Raw genomic sequence first — 16,264 nt, 5'->3', positions numbered from 1 at the left:
AGGGCCCTCCGCTACAAAGCAGGACTAATACAATAGTCCACCCGCTTGACGCTCGACTGATGCAACCCAACATCACCGCGAAGAAACCTCGACCTTTCGCTCATGGATGACTTTGAACGAACGCGCTCCACCCGGCGCATCTCGAGTTTCTGCGCACGCTTTCAGCAAAGAAGAGAGTTAATCCGAATATGCCCACCCGCTCGAAGATCATCTACACCTTCACCGACGAAGCCCCAGCCCTCGCCACCTATTCACTGCTGCCTATCGTAGAGGCCTTCACCGCTTCCGCTGATATTGCCGTGGAAACCCGCGACATCTCCCTCGCAGGGCGCATCCTCGCAAGCTTCCCCGAGCAACTGGGCACCAAGGCCGTACCGGACCACCTCGCCGAACTGGGCGACCTGGCCGTTACCCCTGAAGCCAACATCATCAAGCTGCCTAACATCAGTGCCTCGACCCCGCAACTGCAAGCCGCGATCAAGGAACTGCAGGCCCAGGGCTATGCCCTGCCGGACTACCCGGAAACCGTAACCACCGACGCGGAAAAAGAAACCCGTGCCCGTTACGACAAGGTCAAGGGCAGCGCCGTGAACCCGGTACTGCGCGAAGGCAACTCCGACCGCCGCGCGCCGCTGTCGGTCAAGAACTACGCTCGCAAGCACCCGCACAAGATGGGCGCCTGGGCTGCGGACTCCAAGTCCCACGTTGCCCACATGAGCAACGGCGACTTCTACGGCAGCGAAAAAGCCGTGCAGATCGAAGCCGCTGACGCGGTCAAGATCGAGCTGGTCGCCCAGGACGGCACCACCACCGTCCTGAAAGAAAAGACCACCGTCAAGGCCGGCGAAATCATCGACAGCGCGGTACTGAGCAAGAACGCCCTGCGCAGCTTCATCGCCGCTGAAATCGAAGATGCCAAGAAACAAGGCGTGCTGCTGTCGGTCCACCTGAAAGCCACCATGATGAAGGTCTCCGACCCGATCATGTTCGGCCAGATCGTTGCCGAGTTCTATAAAGACGCCCTGGCCAAGCACGCAGACGTGCTGGCACAGATCGGCTTCAACCTGAACAACGGCATCGGCGACCTGTACGCCCGCATCAAGGCCCTGCCGGCCGAGCAACAAGCCCAGATCGAAGCTGACATCCAGGCGGTCTACGCCGCTCGTCCTTCCCTGGCGATGGTCAACTCCGACAAAGGCATTACCAACCTGCACGTGCCGAGCGACGTCATCGTCGACGCCTCGATGCCGGCCATGATCCGTGACTCCGGCAAGATGTGGGGCACCGACGGCCAACTGCACGACACCAAGGCCGTGATCCCGGATCGCTGCTACGCAACCATCTACCAAGCCGTCATCGAAGACTGCAAGGCACATGGCGCTTTCGACCCAACCACCATGGGCAGCGTGCCAAACGTTGGCCTGATGGCCAAGAAAGCAGAAGAGTACGGCTCCCACGACAAGACCTTCCAGATCAAGGCTGACGGCGTCGTCCGCGTCACCGACAGCAAGGGCAACCTGCTGATGGAACAGAAAGTCGAGGCCGGCGACATCTTCCGCATGTGCCAGACCCAAGACGCACCGATCCAGGACTGGGTCAAGCTGGCCGTCAACCGCGCCCGCGCCAGCAACACCCCGGCCATCTTCTGGCTGGACCCCAAGCGTGCACACGACGGCGTCGTGGTCGAGAAAGTCCAGGCCTACCTGAAAGACCACAACACCGAAGGCCTGGACATCCGCATCATGTCGCCGGTCGACGCGATGAAGTTCACCCTGGAACGTACCCGCAAGGGCCTGGACACCATCTCGGTGACCGGCAACGTGCTGCGTGACTACCTGACCGACCTGTTCCCGATCATGGAGCTGGGCACCAGCGCCAAGATGCTGTCCATCGTGCCACTGATGAATGGCGGCGGCCTGTTCGAAACCGGCGCCGGCGGCTCGGCACCGAAGCACGTGCAACAGCTGCTGGAAGAGAACTTCCTGCGCTGGGATTCCCTTGGCGAGTTCCTGGCCCTGGCCGCTTCCCTCGAGCATTTGGGTGTGACGTACAACAACCCTAAAGCCCTGGTGCTGTCCAAGACCCTGGACCAGGCCACCGGCCAGTTCCTCGACAACAACAAGTCGCCATCGCGCAAAGTCGGCAACATCGACAACCGCGGCAGCCACTTCTACCTGGCGCTGTACTGGGCCCAGGCCCTGGCCGCCCAGACCGAAGACACGGCACTGCAAGGCCAATTCAGCGAACTGGCCAAGACCCTGGCCGCGAACGAAGCAACCATCGTTACCGAGCTCAATGCCGTACAGGGCAAGCCAGTGGACATCGGCGGCTACTACGCGCCGAACCCGGAGCTGACCAGCAAGGCCATGCGCCCAAGCAACACCCTCAACGCGGCAATTGCCAAGTTGAAGTAAGGTTGTAAGGATGCAAAGAAGCCCCGGCCCTGCGCCGGGGTTTCTGTTTCTACCGCTCAACAGAAGAAACCGGATTCAATGTGGGAGAGTGCTTGCCCCTCCCACACTGGCCGCAATTCCGCCCAAACACCGCGTCATATCTTGAATCGAGCCCCCCCATGACCTGGCAACCCCACATCACCGTCGCCACCATCGTCGAAGACAACGGCAAATTCCTGATGGTCGAAGAGCTCAAGGGCGGCCGCGCCGTGCTCAACCAGCCCGCCGGCCACCTCGACCCAGACGAGACCCTGACCGAGGCCGCCGTGCGCGAAACCCTCGAGGAAACCGGCTGGGACGTGGAAGCCACCGGCATCGTCGGCATCTACCTGTACACCGCACCCAGCAACGGGGTTACCTATCAACGCGTCTGCTTTATTGCCAAGGCACTGAAACACCATCCGGACTATCAACTGGACAAAGGCATCCTGCGCGCCCGCTGGCTGAGCCGTGACGAGCTGATGGCCGTGCGCGACGCCTGGCGCAGCGAGCTGATCATCCGCTGTATCGATGATTATCTGGCCGGCCAGCGTCACAGCCTGGCATTGATCCGCCCTTCTCTTTAGCCTTGCGGGCCCAGGCCTGTTAGAATCGCGTCCTTTTTCAAGACACCCGTTGAAACCCTATGCGTGATCCAGCCCCTTCTGACACACAAAAGAAGCGCGTCATCGTCGGCATGTCCGGCGGCGTGGATTCTTCCGTTTCCGCCGTTCTGCTCATGGAGCAGGGTTATAAGGTGGAAGGCCTGTTCATGAAGAACTGGGAAGAAGACGATGGAACGGAATATTGCACCGCCATGGACGACCTGGCGGACGCCCAGGCCGTGTGCGACAAGATCGGTATCAAGCTGCACACCGCCAACTTCGCCGCCGAGTACTGGGACAACGTGTTCGAGCACTTCCTGGCCGAATACAAGGCCGGTCGCACGCCGAACCCGGACATCCTGTGCAACCGCGAAATCAAGTTCAAGGCGTTCCTCGACTACGCCATGATCCTTGGCGCCGACCTGATTGCCACTGGCCACTACGTGCGTCGCCGCGACATCGATGGCCGCACCGAACTGCTCAAGGGCCTGGACCCGAACAAGGACCAGAGCTACTTCCTGCACGCCGTCGGCGGTGAACAGATCGCCAAGACCCTGTTCCCGGTGGGCGAGCTGGAAAAACCCGAAGTCCGCAGGATCGCCGAGCAACACGGCCTGGCGACCGCCAAGAAGAAGGACTCCACCGGGATCTGCTTTATCGGCGAGCGCCGCTTCAGCGACTTCCTCAAGCAGTACCTGCCGGCGCAGCCGGGCGAGATCAAGACCACCGACGGCGAAGTGATCGGCCGTCACCATGGCTTGATGTACCACACCATCGGCCAGCGCCAGGGCCTGGGCATCGGCGGCTTGAAGGATGCCGGCGAAGAGCCGTGGTACGTGCTGGTCAAGGACCTGGAGCACAACGTGCTAATCGTCGGCCAGGGCAATGAACACCCGCTGCTGTTCTCGGGCGCACTGCTGGCCTCGGAGATCTATTGGGTCAACCCGATCGACCTGAGCACCCCGCGCCGCTTGACTGCCAAGGTGCGCTATCGCCAGGGCGACCAGCCCTGCACCCTGGAAAAAACCGCGACGGGCTACCGCGCCACCTTTGATGACCCGCAACGTGCGGTCACCCCTGGCCAGTCCGTGGTGTTCTATGACGGCGAAATTTGCCTGGGCGGCGGCGTGATTGAAGTCGCCGAAGCCTGGAGCAACCCGGCATGAGCCCGACCCAGGAGCAATTGACAGCACTCGGCGGGGTATTTCTCTCCGCCGTGCTGGTGGACAAGATCGCCAAGACCGGCCAGGTTACCGAAGCCGGCCTGACCTGCATGCTCGGCAGCCTGCTGATCCGCGACCCCAAGGACACCCTGGAAGTCTACGGCGGCGACGACCTCGCACTGCGTGAAGGTTATCGCGCACTGATCGGCGCCCTGGAGCGCGACCCGAGTACGTTGCAGCGTGAGCCGCTGCGCTACGCCCTGTCGATGCTCGGCCTCGAGCGCCAGTTGGCCAAGCGCGAAGACATGCTGGAAACCATCGGCAAACGCCTGCCGCAGATCCAGTCCCAGGTAGAACACTTCGGCCCGGCCCACGAAAATGTGATCGCCGCCTGCGGTGCGCTGTACCAGGACACCTTGAGCACCTTGCGCCAACGCATCCAGGTGCACGGCGACATGCGCAACCTGCAGCAACCGAACAACGCCTCGAAAATCCGCGCACTGCTGCTGGCCGGTATTCGTTCGGCGCGGTTGTGGCGGCAATTGGGCGGTCATCGCTGGCAGCTGGTGATCAGCCGACGCAAATTGCTCAAAGAGCTTTACCCGTTGATGCGCAACGAATAAGTCGCACCGACAGGCTATTTTCAAGCCGTTACGCGTAATACGCCGGTCAGTTGGCAACGGACCGGCGGATTTTTTCATGTATGATACGCGCCCCATTTCGTTGCCCGACTGTCCGAGAACACCCCATGCAGCTCTCTTCGCTCACTGCGGTTTCCCCTGTTGACGGCCGCTACGCCGGCAAAACCCAGGCCCTGCGCCCTATTTTCAGCGAATACGGCCTGATCCGTGCTCGTGTACTGGTTGAAGTGCGCTGGCTCCAGCGCTTGGCCGCTCACCCCGCCATCAGCGAAGTGCCGGCGTTCTCCGCCGAAGCCAACGCTGTACTCGACGCCCTGGCGGACAATTTCTCCCTGGAGCACGCCGAGCGTGTGAAAGAGATCGAGCGCACCACCAACCACGACGTCAAGGCCATCGAATACCTGCTCAAGGAGCAGGCGGCCAAGCTGCCGGAACTGGCCCAGGTCAGCGAATTCATCCACTTTGCCTGCACCAGCGAGGACATCAACAACCTGTCCCACGCCCTGATGTTGCGCGAAGGCCGTGATGACGTGATGCTGCCGCTGATGCGCCAGACCGCCGAAGCCATCCGCGAGCTGGCCATCCGTTTCGCCGACGTGCCGATGCTGTCGCGCACCCACGGCCAGCCGGCGTCGCCGACTACCCTGGGCAAGGAACTCGCCAACGTGGTGTACCGCCTGGAGCGTCAGATCGCTCAAGTCGCAGCAGTCCCACTGCTGGGCAAGATCAACGGCGCTGTCGGCAACTACAACGCCCACCTGTCGGCCTACCCTGAGATCGACTGGGAAGCCAACGCCCGCGCCTTCATCGAAGACGAGCTGGGCCTGGGCTTCAACCCGTACACCACGCAGATCGAACCCCACGACTATATTGCCGAGCTGTTCGACGCCATTGCGCGCTTCAACACCATCCTGATCGACTTCGATCGCGATATCTGGGGCTACATCTCCCTGGGCTACTTCAAGCAGCGCACCATTGCCGGTGAAATCGGTTCGTCGACCATGCCGCACAAGGTCAACCCGATCGACTTCGAAAACTCCGAAGGCAACCTCGGCATCGCCAACGCCCTGTTCCAGCACCTGGCCAGCAAATTGCCGATCTCCCGCTGGCAGCGCGACCTGACCGACTCCACCGTACTGCGCAACCTCGGCGTGGGCTTTGCCCACAGCGTGATCGCGTACGAAGCCAGCCTCAAAGGCATCAGCAAACTGGAGCTCAACGCGCAGAAAATCGCCGCTGACCTGGACGCGTGCTGGGAAGTGCTGGCCGAGCCGATCCAGACCGTGATGCGCCGCTACAACATCGAAAACCCTTACGAGAAGCTGAAAGAGTTGACCCGTGGCAAGGGCATCAGCCCTGAAGCACTGCAAACTTTCATCGACGGCCTGGACATGCCAGCCGCGGCCAAGGCCGAGCTGAAACTGCTCACCCCGGCCAACTACATCGGCAACGCTGTAGAGCAAGCCAAGCGCATCTGATTCGCGCAAGCCCCCTTGAGACGCCCGGCCGCGCCGGGCGTTTTTATTTCAGTCTGAAAAGTGCTTTTTTTCAATAGGTTACACATGAATCCTGATATCCCTCTTCAACTTCTGGGCGGCATTACGGCACGGGAATTCCTGCGCGACTACTGGCAGAAAAAACCGCTGCTGATCCGCCAGGCGATCCCTGACTTCGAAAGCCCGATCGACGCCGACGAACTCGCCGGCCTGGCCCTGGAAGAAGAAGTCGAATCGCGCCTGGTGATCGAACACGGCGAACGCCCGTGGGAACTGCGCCGCGGCCCGTTCGCCGAAGACGCCTTCAGCACCCTGCCTGAGCGTGAGTGGACCCTGCTGGTACAGGCGGTCGACCAGTTCGTGCCGGAAGTGGCCGAGTTGCTGGAGCAGTTCCGCTTCCTGCCAAGCTGGCGCATCGACGATGTGATGATCAGCTTTGCCGCACCCGGCGGCAGCGTAGGCCCGCACTTCGACAACTACGACGTGTTCCTGCTGCAGGCCCAGGGCAAGCGCAACTGGAAGATCGGCCAGATGTGCAGCTCCGAAAGCCCGCTGCTGCAACACGCCGACCTGCGCATCCTCGCCGAATTCGAAGAAAGCGCCGAATGGGTGCTGGAACCGGGCGACATGCTCTACCTGCCGCCACGCCTGGCGCATTTCGGCATCGCCGAAGATGACTGCATGACGTACTCGGTGGGCTTTCGCGCCCCAAGCGCCGCAGAAGTACTGACCCACTTCACCGACTTCCTCGCCCAGTACCTGACCGACGAAGAGCGCTACACCGACGCCGACGCGCAGCCGGTCAGCGACCCGCACCAGATCCAGAGCGACGCCCTCGACCGCCTCAAGAGCCTGCTGGCCGAGCACATGAGCGACGAGCGCATGCTGCTGACCTGGTTCGGCCAATTCATGACCGAGCCGCGCTACCCGGAACTGGTAGCAGGCGAAGAGCTGGGCGAAGACGACTTCATCAACAGCCTGCAGGACGGCGCGATCCTGGTGCGCAACCCAAGCGCGCGCATGGCCTGGTCGGAAGTCGACGATGACGTCCTGCTGTTCGCCAGCGGCCAGAGCCGTTACCTGCCGGGCAAACTGCGCGAACTGCTGAAACTGGTCTGCGCCGCCGATGCCCTGCACGCCGAAAACCTCGGCGAATGGCTGCTGGACGAAGACGCCCGTGACCTGCTGTGCGAGCTGGTCAAGCAAGGAAGCCTGGGGTTTGCCGATGAATAGGATTCACGTAGGTGTCGCGGACTGGCATAAGGATATCGCCGAGATTCGGCGCATTCGTGAAGCGGTATTTATCGCTGAACAATCGGTTCCACCTGAGCTTGAGTGGGATGCGGATGACGCAGACGCAGTGCATTTCCTTGCATTCGAAGGCGACTTTCCGATCGGCACCGCGCGCCTGCTGCCCAGCGGCGAGATCGGCCGGGTGTCGGTGCTCAAGGACTGGCGCGGGCTGAAGGTCGGCGACAAGCTGATGGAAGCGGTGATCGGCGTGGCCGAGCAACGTGGCCAGACCAAGCAGTTCCTGAGTGCGCAGGTGTATGCGGCGCCGTTCTATGAGCGACTGGGCTTCAAGATCGTCAGCGAAGAATTCCTGGAAGTCGGGATTCCCCATGTCGATATGGTGCGCGGGGCCTGATCCCTGCTGTAAGGGCTTGCCCGTGGTGAGCCAGCTTGCCTGTGGTGAGCGGGCTTGCCCCGCGCTGGGCTGCGCAGCAGCCCCAAACCAAACGCCGCATTCTTTCCGTAAGAACGCGGCGTTTTTTATAGGGGCTGCTACGCAGCCCGGCGCGGGGCAAGCCAGCTCACCACAGGCAAGCCCGCTCACTACACCCCAGGCCGACAAACTGGCACTATCAAGCCTAACTGACTCGCAGAGATAACGGACATGTCCCTACGCACCCTGCTCACCGCCCTCCTCCTCACCGCCAGCTGCTCGGCAATGGCCGACACCGAAGTCGTCAACCTGAGCAATCGCACCAGCACCGACCTGCTCCCGGTTGCACAGAACTTCATTGGCAAGGACGGCACCGTCAGCGCCTACGGCAACCAGCTTATCGTTAACGCTGCCCCCGGCAAGATCCAGGACCTGCGCGCGCTGCTCGCCCAGCTGGATACACCAGCCAAGCGCCTGCTGATCACCGTCGACACCAACGAAAACAACCAGCAGAACAGCGGCGACAGCCAGACCCGCATCATCAGCTACGGCACCGCCAGCCGCGACGGCGGCATCCAGCAGATCCAGGCCAGCGAAGGCGTGCCCGCGCTGATCCAGGTCGGCCAGAGCGTGCCACTGACCACGACCCAACCTGACGCCTACGGCCGTCCGCAGAACCAGACCCAGTACCGCAACGTCACCCAGGGCTTCTACGTCACCGCCAGCGTCACCGGCGAGACCGTGCACCTGGCGATCAGTACCAACCGTGACCGCATGAGCCAGGAACGTCCCGATGTAGTGAATGTGCAAAGCACCGACACAACCGTCAGCGGGCGCCTTGGCGAATGGATCCCCCTGGCCGGCATCAACCGCGAGACCCAGGCCGACAAATCCTCCACAACCCGCAGCTACTCTACCCAGGGCCGCGATGACCTGACGTTGCGGGTCAAGGTCGACACCCTGAACTGAAGCACCAAAAACTGACTGATGAGTCGTATTAGACTAAAGATGTAGTGCCACAAAAAAAGCACTACAAAACATTTGACGATCCAAAAAAGCATGGGCATGATGGCCTCGCTCCCGCTAATCAGGGGCCCTGGCAAGGGCCTTCGGATCGCCGCTCCAAGCTACCCACCCGAGCCGATTCGTGTCTGTACCGCCCACAAGGTGTGTTTGACGAGGTTGCGACTGGAACGAAGTTGTCCCGAGGGACGGAAGCTAACCAGGTAACCCGGCTACACACTGATGGATCGTACAAAGGCCCACGATGCCCGAAGACCGTTCGCAGTTCGCCCTTACCTGCTCAACTCCCCCTTGAGCCATCGTTCATCCCGTCGCCTGCCCCGCCGAACTTGACTTGAACACCTGAGCTTCTGGTCAGCGAGCAGCCATAACCACGCATTCACTACGTGGCTGGCAAATGGAATTTTCCACCTAGACCTATGCGACGAGGTTTTCCCCCATGGCACTGACACGCGAACAGCAAATTGCAGCCCTCGAGAAAGACTGGGCTGAAAACCCACGCTGGAAAGGCGTAACCCGCGCTTATTCCGCTGCTGACGTCGTCCGCCTGCGTGGCTCGGTTCAACCTGAGCACACCTTTGCAAAACTCGGCGCCGAGAAGCTGTGGAAGCTGGTCACCCAAGGTGCCAAGCCGTCCTTCCGCCCCGAGAAAGATTTCGTCAACTGCATGGGCGCCCTCACTGGCGGCCAGGCAGTCCAACAGGTGAAAGCCGGTATCCAGGCTATCTACCTGTCCGGCTGGCAAGTGGCAGCGGACAACAACTCCGCTGAATCCATGTACCCCGACCAATCGCTGTACCCGGTGGACTCCGTGCCGACCGTGGTCAAGCGCATCAACAACTCGTTCCGTCGTGCCGACCAGATCCAGTGGAAAGCCGGTAAAGGCCCGGGTGATGAAGGCTACATCGACTACTTCGCGCCCATCGTGGCCGACGCCGAAGCCGGTTTCGGCGGCGTACTGAACGCCTACGAGCTGATGAAGAGCATGATCGAGGCTGGCGCGGCCGGCGTGCACTTCGAAGACCAACTGGCTTCGGTGAAGAAATGCGGCCACATGGGCGGCAAGGTACTGGTACCGACCCAGGAAGCCGTACAGAAGCTGACCGCTGCCCGCCTGGCGGCTGACGTTGCCGGCACGCCGACCATCATCCTGGCCCGTACCGACGCCAACGCTGCAGACCTGCTGACCTCGGACTGCGACCCGTACGACCAGCCGTTCGTAACCGGCGAACGTACCCAGGAAGGTTTCTACAAAGTGCGCGCCGGTCTCGACCAGGCCATCGCCCGCGGCCTGGCCTACGCGCCGTACGCCGACCTGATCTGGTGCGAAACCGCCAAGCCGGACCTGGACGAAGCGCGTCGCTTTGCCGAAGCAATCAAGAAGGAATACCCGGACCAGCTGCTGTCCTACAACTGCTCGCCTTCCTTCAACTGGAAAAAGAACCTGGACGACGCGACCATAGCCAAGTTCCAGCGCGAACTCTCCGCCATGGGCTACAAGCACCAGTTCATCACCCTGGCCGGTATTCACAACATGTGGCACAGCATGTTCAACCTGGCGCACGACTACGCCCGCAACGACATGACCGCCTACGTGAAGCTGCAGGAACAGGAATTCGCTGACGCCGCCAAGGGCTACACCTTTGTGGCCCACCAGCAGGAAGTGGGCACCGGCTACTTCGACGACATGACCACCGTGATCCAGGGCGGCACCTCGTCCGTGACCGCGCTGACCGGTTCGACCGAAGAAGAGCAGTTCCACTGATCGATGTGAGTACACGGCCACGGCGGACCCGTTAAAGAGCTAACCGCCGTGCCGCACGATCTGACGCCCCGACTGGTTCGGGGCGTTTTTTTTGCCGGTACACATCCCACTGATTCAATCGGGAAAATGTGGGAGGGGCTTGCCCCCGATAGCTGTGAGGAACGCTCGCAACCTGAAGATTTTGTACAAAACCTTGATCCAGAGCGGTATTCGCAGCAGATAAATCAGTTAAAAGATCCGCTCCAACAACTCGCGCTAATCAGGCAAGTAACGGCAACTTACTCCGCTGTATGAGAAACAATCGCTTAAACCCCACGCAAACAATATTCATTATCATTTAGAACCTAAAAACTTCGTTACAGGTTAAACAAAACACATTTGATCAAATGCCCGCTAATGCCCGCCCCGCAAGGGCTACAGCCCCAAGAAGGTGCACTATGTGCTTATTCCATCGAATAATTTCGCCCTAGGAATTTTACTTGCCCGGTGTTTAGCCATAAAATCACCGCGATTGATTGCAGTGCGACATATCGTCACTGCATCGTTACTTTTTCGAGCTCAGAGACCTTTGCTCTCTGTTAAGGATTTCCAGCATGACCGAAGCGACAGGACTCATGGCCCACAACTGGGGCTTTGCCATTTTCCTCCTCGGTGTTGTCGGCCTTTGCGCCTTCATGCTCGGTGTGTCCAGCCTCCTCGGGTCAAAAGCCTGGGGCCGCAGCAAGAATGAACCGTTCGAATCCGGCATGCTGCCTACAGGTGGCGCCCGCTTGCGGCTCTCAGCCAAATTCTATCTGGTCGCGATGCTCTTCGTGATCTTCGACATCGAAGCCCTCTTTCTCTTTGCCTGGTCTGTGTCCGTCCGCGAAAGCGGCTGGACCGGATTCGTCGAAGCCCTCGTTTTCATAGCAATTCTGTTGGCAGGCCTTGTCTACCTATTTCGAGTGGGCGCCCTTGACTGGGCTCCGGAAGCTCGTCGTAAGCGGCAAGCGAAGCTGAAACAATGAGGCTTTGGCGATGCAATACAATCTCACCAGGATCGACCCGGATGCTCCTAACGAGCAGTACCCCATCGGCGAACGGGAAACCGTTTCCGATCCGTTAGAAGACCAAGTCCACAAGAACATCTACATGGGCAAGCTCGAAGACGTGCTGAGTGGCGCGGTCAACTGGGGACGTAAGAACTCCCTGTGGCCGTACAACTTCGGCCTTTCGTGCTGCTACGTGGAAATGACCACCGCCTTCACGGCGCCCCACGACATCGCGCGCTTTGGCGCCGAAGTTATCCGGGCATCACCGCGCCAGGCGGATTTCATGGTTATCGCCGGTACCTGCTTTATCAAGATGGCGCCGATCATTCAGCGTCTCTACGAGCAAATGCTCGAGCCAAAGTGGGTTATCTCCATGGGTTCGTGCGCCAACTCCGGTGGCATGTACGACATCTACTCCGTGGTTCAGGGGGTGGACAAGTTCCTGCCCGTGGACGTCTACGTGCCTGGCTGCCCGCCCCGCCCCGAAGCATTCCTGCAAGGCTTGATGCTGTTGCAGGAATCGATTGGCAAGGAGCGTCGCCCGCTTTCCTGGGTCGTCGGCGATCAAGGCGTGTACCGCGCCGAGATGCCGTCGCAAAAGGAACAGCGCCGCGAACAGCGAATCGCAGTCACCAACCTGCGCAGCCCCGACGAAGTCTGATCCAGCCCCGCTTCTTTTATAGAACGAAAACCTGGCTTCATTCTTTACGTTGACCGAAAGCGATAAAAAACCATGACTACAGGCAGTGCTCTGTACATCCCGCCTTATAAGGCAGACGACCAGGATGTGGTCGTCGAACTCAACAACCGTTTTGGCCCTGACGCCTTCACCGCCCAGGCCACACGCACCGGTATGCCGGTGCTGTGGGTGGCGCGCGCCAGGCTCGTCGAAGTCCTGACCTTCCTGCGCAACCTGCCCAAGCCGTACGTCATGCTCTATGACCTGCATGGCGTGGACGAGCGCCTGCGCACCAAGCGCCAGGGTCTGCCGAGCGGCGCCGATTTCACCGTGTTCTATCACCTGATGTCGCTGGAACGTAACAGCGACGTGATGATCAAGGTCGCACTGTCCGAGAGCGACCTGAGCGTGCCGACCGTGACCGGTATCTGGCCAAACGCCAGCTGGTACGAGCGCGAAGTCTGGGACATGTTCGGTATCGACTTCCCGGGCCACCCGCACCTGACGCGCATCATGATGCCGCCAACGTGGGAAGGTCACCCGCTGCGCAAGGACTTCCCTGCCCGCGCCACCGAATTCGACCCGTTCAGCCTCAACCTCGCCAAGCAGCAGCTTGAAGAAGAGGCCGCGCGCTTCCGTCCGGAAGACTGGGGCATGAAGCGATCCGGCACCAACGAGGACTACATGTTCCTCAACCTGGGCCCGAACCACCCTTCGGCCCACGGTGCCTTCCGCATCATCCTGCAACTGGACGGCGAAGAAATCGTCGACTGCGTACCGGACATCGGCTACCACCACCGTGGTGCCGAGAAGATGGCCGAGCGTCAGTCGTGGCACAGCTTCATCCCGTACACCGACCGTATCGACTACCTCGGCGGCGTGATGAACAACCTGCCGTACGTGCTCTCGGTCGAGAAGCTGGCCGGCATCAAGGTCCCGGACCGCGTCGACACCATCCGCATCATGATGGCCGAGTTCTTCCGGATCACCAGCCACCTGCTGTTCCTGGGTACCTATATCCAGGACGTCGGCGCCATGACCCCGGTGTTCTTCACCTTCACCGACCGTCAGCGCGCCTACAAGGTCATCGAAGCCATCACCGGTTTCCGCCTGCACCCGGCCTGGTACCGCATCGGCGGCGTCGCCCACGACCTGCCGAATGGCTGGGAACGCCTGGTCAAGGAATTCATCGACTGGATGCCCAAGCGCCTGGACGAATACCAGAAGGCTGCGTTGGATAACAGCATCCTCAAGGGCCGTACCATCGGCGTCGCCCAGTACAACACCAAGGAAGCCCTGGAATGGGGCGTCACCGGTGCCGGCCTGCGTTCCACCGGTTGCGACTTCGACCTGCGTAAAGCGCGCCCTTATTCCGGCTACGAGAACTTCGAGTTCGAAGTCCCCCTGGCGGCCAATGGCGATGCCTACGACCGTTGCATCGTGCGCGTCGAAGAAATGCGCCAGAGCCTGAAGATCATCGAGCAGTGCATGCGCAACATGCCGGCCGGCCCGTACAAGGCGGATCACCCGCTGACCACGCCGCCGCCGAAAGAGCGCACGCTGCAGCACATCGAAACCCTGATCACGCACTTCCTGCAGGTTTCGTGGGGCCCGGTAATGCCGGCCAACGAATCCTTCCAGATGATCGAAGCGACCAAGGGTATCAACAGTTATTACCTGACGAGCGATGGCGGCACCATGAGCTACCGCACCCGGATTCGTACCCCAAGCTTCGCCCACTTGCAGCAGATCCCTTCGGTGATCAAAGGCGAGATGGTCGCGGACTTGATTGCGTACCTGGGTAGTATCGATTTCGTTATGGCCGACGTGGACCGCTAAGCATGAACAGCACGCTTATCCAGACAGACCGTTTCACCTTGAGTGAAACCGAGCGCTCGGCCATCGAGCACGAGCTGCATCACTACGAAGACCCGCGCGCGGCGTCGATCGAAGCCTTGAAGATCGTCCAGAAGGAACGTGGCTGGGTGCCGGACGGCGCCCTCTACGCCATCGGCGAGATCCTCGGCATCCCCGCCAGCGACGTTGAAGGCGTGGCGACGTTCTACAGCCAGATCTTCCGCCAGCCGGTCGGCCGCCACATCATTCGCGTGTGCGACAGCATGGTCTGCTACATCGGTGGCCACGAGTCGGTGGTCAGCGAGATCCAGGCCAAGCTGGGCATCGGCCTCGGCCAGACCACCCCGGACGGCCGCTTCACGCTGCTGCCGGTGTGCTGCCTGGGCAACTGCGACAAGGCGCCGGCGTTGATGATCGACGACGACACATTCGGTGACGTGCAGCCTGCTGGCGTGACCCAATTGCTCGAGGGCTACCCATGACCCTGACTTCCTTCGGCCCGGCCAACCTGATCAAGCGTTCGGCCGAGACCCACCCGCTGACCTGGCGCCTGCGTGACGACGGCGAGCCGGTATGGCTCGACGAGTACCAGGCCAAGAACGGCTACGCCGCTGCGCGCAAGGCCTTCGCCGACATGGCCCAGGACGACATCGTCCAGACCGTGAAGGACGCCGGCCTCAAGGGTCGCGGCGGTGCAGGCTTCCCCACGGGCGTGAAGTGGGGCCTGATGCCCAAAGACGAATCCATCAACATCCGCTACCTGCTGTGCAACGCGGATGAAATGGAACCCAACACCTGGAAAGACCGCATGCTGATGGAGCAACTGCCCCATCTGCTGATCGAAGGCATGCTGATCAGCGCCCGCGCGCTGAAAACCTACCGTGGCTACATCTTCCTGCGCGGCGAATACACCACCGCCGCCAAGCACCTCAACCGTGCCGTGGCAGAAGCCAAGGCCGCAGGCCTGCTGGGCAAGAACATCCTCGGTTCGGGCTTTGACTTCGAACTGTTCGTGCACACCGGCGCCGGGCGTTACATCTGCGGTGAAGAAACCGCACTGATCAACTCCCTCGAAGGCCGCCGCGCCAACCCGCGCTCCAAGCCGCCCTTCCCTGCCGCCGTGGGCGTGTGGGGCAAGCCGACCTGCGTGAACAACGTCGAGACCCTGTGCAACGTGCCGGCGATCATCGCCGACGGCGTGGACTGGTACAAATCGTTGGCCCGCGAAGGCAGCGAAGACATGGGCACCAAGCTCATGGGCTTCTCCGGCAAGGTCAAGAACCCTGGCCTGTGGGAGCTGCCGTTCGGCGTGACCGCCCGCGAGCTGTTCGAGGACTACGCCGGCGGCATGCGCGACGGCTACACCCTCAAGGCCTGGCAGCCAGGCGGCGCCGGCACCGGCTTCCTGCTCCCCGAGCACCTCGACGCACAGATGTATGCCGGCGGCATCGGCAAGGTGGGCACCCGGATGGGTACCGGCCTGGCGATGGCGGTGGACAACACCGTGAACATGGTCTCGCTGCTGCGCAACATGGAGCAGTTCTTTGCCCGTGAATCCTGCGGCTTCTGCACCCCATGCCGCGACGGCCTGCCGTGGAGCGTGAAGCTGCTGATGGCCCTGGAAAATGGCGAAGGCCGCGAGGGTGATATCGAAACCCTGCTGGGCCTGGTCGGCTTCCTCGGCCCAGGCAAGACCTTCTGTGCTCACGCACCGGGTGCCGTGGAGCCATTGGGCAGCGCAATCAAATACTTCCGCTCGGAGTTCGAAGCCGGCATCGCGCCCACCAGCGCCGCCGTCCCGCCTCTGGCAAGGCCGATCGTAGTCGGCGCGTAACGCTTAAACAGGCGAAGGGTCCGTGCCCTTCGCCTGCTCATGTGCTGACGCCGTGAAGGCTGTGTAGATGCA

At 61.2% G+C, this 16,264-nt stretch carries 14 protein-coding genes; all 14 read left to right on the top strand.

Translation table 11 applies throughout. The annotated features are described in order from the left end of the window. Positions 1–188 precede the first annotated feature (188 nt). The 14 genes from AC07OP_RS11600 (at position 189) to nuoF (ending at position 16,192) form a co-directional block, all read left to right on the top strand. Positions 189–2,414 (top strand): NADP-dependent isocitrate dehydrogenase, encoded by a 2,226-nt coding sequence (locus AC07OP_RS11600; RefSeq protein ID WP_495102826.1) that lies wholly within the window; start codon positions 189–191, stop codon positions 2,412–2,414. 158 nt (positions 2,415–2,572) lie between these two features. Continuing rightward, positions 2,573–3,019, top strand: a complete 447-nt coding sequence (locus AC07OP_RS11595; RefSeq protein WP_495102825.1) for an NUDIX hydrolase — start codon at positions 2,573–2,575, stop codon at positions 3,017–3,019. Between the two features lie 59 nt (positions 3,020–3,078). Then, a complete protein-coding gene (gene mnmA, locus AC07OP_RS11590) occupies positions 3,079–4,203 on the top strand; it encodes a tRNA 2-thiouridine(34) synthase MnmA (protein ID WP_495102824.1) in 1,125 nt (374 codons plus the stop codon). Then, positions 4,200–4,823, top strand: a complete 624-nt coding sequence (gene hflD, locus AC07OP_RS11585) for a high frequency lysogenization protein HflD (RefSeq protein WP_027606331.1) — start codon at positions 4,200–4,202, stop codon at positions 4,821–4,823. Before mnmA ends, hflD begins: the two co-directional genes overlap by 4 nt. A gap of 125 nt (positions 4,824–4,948) precedes the next feature. Continuing rightward, on the top strand, positions 4,949–6,319 hold the full coding sequence (purB, locus tag AC07OP_RS11580) for an adenylosuccinate lyase (RefSeq protein ID WP_027606330.1): 1,371 nt from the start codon (positions 4,949–4,951) through the stop codon (positions 6,317–6,319). An 84-nt stretch (positions 6,320–6,403) separates the two neighbouring features. Then, on the top strand, positions 6,404–7,570 hold the full coding sequence (locus tag AC07OP_RS11575) for a ribosomal protein uL16 3-hydroxylase (protein WP_027606329.1): 1,167 nt from the start codon (positions 6,404–6,406) through the stop codon (positions 7,568–7,570). Continuing rightward, complete coding sequence (locus tag AC07OP_RS11570) at positions 7,563–7,985, top strand: GNAT family N-acetyltransferase (protein ID WP_065927066.1); 423 nt, start codon at positions 7,563–7,565, stop codon at positions 7,983–7,985. The genes AC07OP_RS11575 and AC07OP_RS11570 overlap by 8 nt, the downstream gene beginning before the upstream one ends. A 249-nt stretch (positions 7,986–8,234) precedes the next feature. Beyond that, the gene (locus AC07OP_RS11565) at positions 8,235–8,972 is read left to right on the top strand and encodes a secretin N-terminal domain-containing protein (RefSeq protein ID WP_027606327.1); all 738 of its coding nucleotides are present in this window, start codon (positions 8,235–8,237) and stop codon (positions 8,970–8,972) included. 493 nt (positions 8,973–9,465) lie between these two features. Further along, the gene (aceA, locus tag AC07OP_RS11560; protein ID WP_003219577.1) at positions 9,466–10,791 is read left to right on the top strand and encodes an isocitrate lyase; all 1,326 of its coding nucleotides are present in this window, start codon (positions 9,466–9,468) and stop codon (positions 10,789–10,791) included. Positions 10,792–11,384: 593 nt separating this feature from the next. Beyond that, positions 11,385–11,798, top strand: coding sequence for an NADH-quinone oxidoreductase subunit A (locus AC07OP_RS11555; RefSeq protein ID WP_003219575.1), 414 nt, complete (start codon positions 11,385–11,387; stop codon positions 11,796–11,798). Positions 11,799–11,808: 10 nt separating this feature from the next. After that, positions 11,809–12,483 carry a NuoB/complex I 20 kDa subunit family protein gene (locus AC07OP_RS11550; RefSeq protein ID WP_003174719.1) on the top strand — a complete coding sequence of 225 codons (675 nt, stop codon included), beginning with the start codon at positions 11,809–11,811 and terminating at the stop codon, positions 12,481–12,483. A gap of 72 nt (positions 12,484–12,555) precedes the next feature. Then, on the top strand, positions 12,556–14,340 hold the full coding sequence (gene nuoC, locus AC07OP_RS11545; RefSeq protein WP_027606326.1) for an NADH-quinone oxidoreductase subunit C/D: 1,785 nt from the start codon (positions 12,556–12,558) through the stop codon (positions 14,338–14,340). A 2-nt stretch (positions 14,341–14,342) separates the two neighbouring features. Further along, positions 14,343–14,840 carry an NADH-quinone oxidoreductase subunit NuoE gene (nuoE, locus tag AC07OP_RS11540; RefSeq protein ID WP_010566874.1) on the top strand — a complete coding sequence of 166 codons (498 nt, stop codon included), beginning with the start codon at positions 14,343–14,345 and terminating at the stop codon, positions 14,838–14,840. After that, positions 14,837–16,192: an NADH-quinone oxidoreductase subunit NuoF gene (gene nuoF / locus AC07OP_RS11535; RefSeq protein ID WP_027606325.1), complete on the top strand. Its 1,356-nt coding sequence runs from the start codon at positions 14,837–14,839 to the stop codon at positions 16,190–16,192. The genes nuoE and nuoF overlap by 4 nt, the downstream gene beginning before the upstream one ends. Positions 16,193–16,264: the final 72 nt, after the last annotated feature.

The sequence above is a fragment of the Pseudomonas sp. GW821-FHT09D08 genome (genome assembly GCF_059416305.1).
This window is presented reverse-complemented; position numbering and strand designations above follow the sequence as displayed.

Coding starts and splice junctions, on each gene's coding strand:
- nuoE (WP_010566874.1), top strand. CDS start 14,343: ATGAACAGCACGCTTATCCAGACAGACCGTTTCACCTTGAGTGAAACC.
- AC07OP_RS11600 (WP_495102826.1), top strand. CDS start 189: ATGCCCACCCGCTCGAAGATCATCTACACCTTCACCGACGAAGCCCCA.
- purB (WP_027606330.1), top strand. CDS start 4,949: ATGCAGCTCTCTTCGCTCACTGCGGTTTCCCCTGTTGACGGCCGCTAC.
- mnmA (WP_495102824.1), top strand. CDS start 3,079: ATGCGTGATCCAGCCCCTTCTGACACACAAAAGAAGCGCGTCATCGTC.
- AC07OP_RS11555 (WP_003219575.1), top strand. CDS start 11,385: ATGACCGAAGCGACAGGACTCATGGCCCACAACTGGGGCTTTGCCATT.
- AC07OP_RS11570 (WP_065927066.1), top strand. CDS start 7,563: ATGAATAGGATTCACGTAGGTGTCGCGGACTGGCATAAGGATATCGCC.
- AC07OP_RS11550 (WP_003174719.1), top strand. CDS start 11,809: ATGCAATACAATCTCACCAGGATCGACCCGGATGCTCCTAACGAGCAG.
- nuoF (WP_027606325.1), top strand. CDS start 14,837: ATGACCCTGACTTCCTTCGGCCCGGCCAACCTGATCAAGCGTTCGGCC.
- hflD (WP_027606331.1), top strand. CDS start 4,200: ATGAGCCCGACCCAGGAGCAATTGACAGCACTCGGCGGGGTATTTCTC.
- AC07OP_RS11595 (WP_495102825.1), top strand. CDS start 2,573: ATGACCTGGCAACCCCACATCACCGTCGCCACCATCGTCGAAGACAAC.
- aceA (WP_003219577.1), top strand. CDS start 9,466: ATGGCACTGACACGCGAACAGCAAATTGCAGCCCTCGAGAAAGACTGG.
- AC07OP_RS11575 (WP_027606329.1), top strand. CDS start 6,404: ATGAATCCTGATATCCCTCTTCAACTTCTGGGCGGCATTACGGCACGG.
- nuoC (WP_027606326.1), top strand. CDS start 12,556: ATGACTACAGGCAGTGCTCTGTACATCCCGCCTTATAAGGCAGACGAC.
- AC07OP_RS11565 (WP_027606327.1), top strand. CDS start 8,235: ATGTCCCTACGCACCCTGCTCACCGCCCTCCTCCTCACCGCCAGCTGC.